General features: G+C 72.9%; 2 protein-coding genes. Both read right to left on the minus strand.

Annotation, left to right across the window (positions count from 1 at the left end; all coding sequences use genetic code 11):
* Nucleotides 1-805 (minus strand): hypothetical protein (locus O3Q52_RS52875; protein ID WP_269655516.1); only part of this gene is annotated, 805 nt, incomplete at its 3' end.
* Nucleotides 798-1361, minus strand: a complete 564-nt coding sequence (locus tag O3Q52_RS52880; RefSeq protein WP_269655517.1) for an RNA polymerase sigma factor — start codon at nt 1359-1361, stop codon at nt 798-800. The genes O3Q52_RS52875 and O3Q52_RS52880, both read right to left, overlap by 8 nt.
* Between the last annotated feature and the right edge of the window lie 264 nt (nt 1362-1625).

A 1625-nucleotide genomic window follows, 5' to 3' on the forward strand; every position in this document is an offset into this window, starting at 1 on the left:
GTGCCGCGTCCTCACGGGGGCCGAGGGTCCAGGTGTCGAGCAACAGCCCTGTGGCGTCCAGCAGTTCGCGCGTGGTCAGCGGGGTGTCGGTGTGCTGCGCCTCCTGCAGATAGGCGCGCAGCCGCTCGGCGTCGTGCGGGGGCGGCGACTCGGGCGGGGCGTCGCTCCAACTCGGCGGGAAGGTCTGCTCGCTGATGACATGGCCGTCGTCGACGAGGCCCGGATCACCGTCCGCGTCGGACAGGACCGGCCGGCCCGGGTGACGCGGGTCGGTCGCGACTACCAGTTCCGTGTGGCTGTCGTCCGCGTTCCAGCGCACGATCCGCTCCACGGGGAGCGTGATCGGAGGCTTGTCCTCCGACATGCCCATGCTCCACGACTGCACATGCGTGCCCTTGCGCAGACCAGGCGAACCGGTCGCGGCTGCCCCGCGGGCACGCTCGGCCAGCCGGTCCAGCGGTACGGGGGTGGAGTCGGCCCGGACCACCAGCGGGCGCGGCGCGGCCACGGCGGGGGTGGTGCTCGGGCCCGCGAGGAGGAGCGCGAGGGAGGTCACGGCGACGGCCGCGGTCGTCGCGAGGACCCACACGAGACGCGTACGGCGGCGACGGGAGCCGCGCAGCAGCCGGCCGAGGCTTCCGCGGCCGGGCAGGAAACGGCCTGATCCCTTGCGCTCGTCGGCCGCCGGTCCCACGAGCCGGCTGAGGCGGCGCTCGGCCTCGTGACCCAGCGGGCCGTCGCCGAAGCGGGGGTCGTCGGACGGCACCGGGTTGGCGCGGCGCAGCAGTTCGAGTTCGTCAGCCATGGCGCTGCTCCTTCGGGGCGTCGCGGGGAGGCGTCGTGGGACCGGCGGCCACGGTGGTCCGCATGCTGTCGATCTCGGCTCTGAGCCGGCGGCGGGCGCGGTGCAGCCGCATCGCCGCCGCCCTGCTGCCGCAGCCGAGGGCCACGGCGACCTCGTCGATGCCGAGTTCCTCCCAGGTGGTGAGCCGCAGAACCTCCTGATCGACGGGGGCAAGGCGGGCCAGCGCGTCGTGCACCCAGGCGCCGGGCTGCTCCGAGTCGGGGCTGTCCACGATCTGCCGGCCGTGCGCGGCCTCGTCGTGACCGAGCTTGTCGACGAGTCGCCGACGGCGTCCGTAGCCGCGTACCGCGTTGGACAGGCAGTTGCGTGCCACGCCGTACAGCCAGGGAAGGGGGGACGCGGGCAGGTCGGACCGGCGCCGCCAGGCGACGGCGAAGACCTCCGCCACCACTTCCTCGACTTCGCTCGTCCGGCCGTCCAGTCGCCGCGCAACGTACCGGCTGACCGCCCAGTAGTGCTCGCGATAGGCAGCGGCGAAGGTCTCGTCGTTGCTCATGTTCCGTAGGTGTCCGGCAGTCCCTCGATCGTCACACCTGTACGCGGTGATCCTTGTCGCTCCGCCCAAGTGTGACGCCGGGCCGGGCCTCGGACACAGGCGGGGTATGGAGAGCAACACTGTCACCGCGGCGCTCGCGCCTCCGCGTGCGGGCCGTCGCCCGGGCCTCGCCGCCGTCCGCTGGCTGACCACCACTGACCACAAGACGATCGGTACGTTGTACCTGGTCACCTCGTTCGCGTTCTTCTGCATCGGCGGCGTGAT

This window comes from Streptomyces sp. ActVer, from assembly GCF_027270795.1.
GTDB lineage: Bacteria > Actinomycetota > Actinomycetes > Streptomycetales > Streptomycetaceae > Streptomyces > Streptomyces umbrinus_A.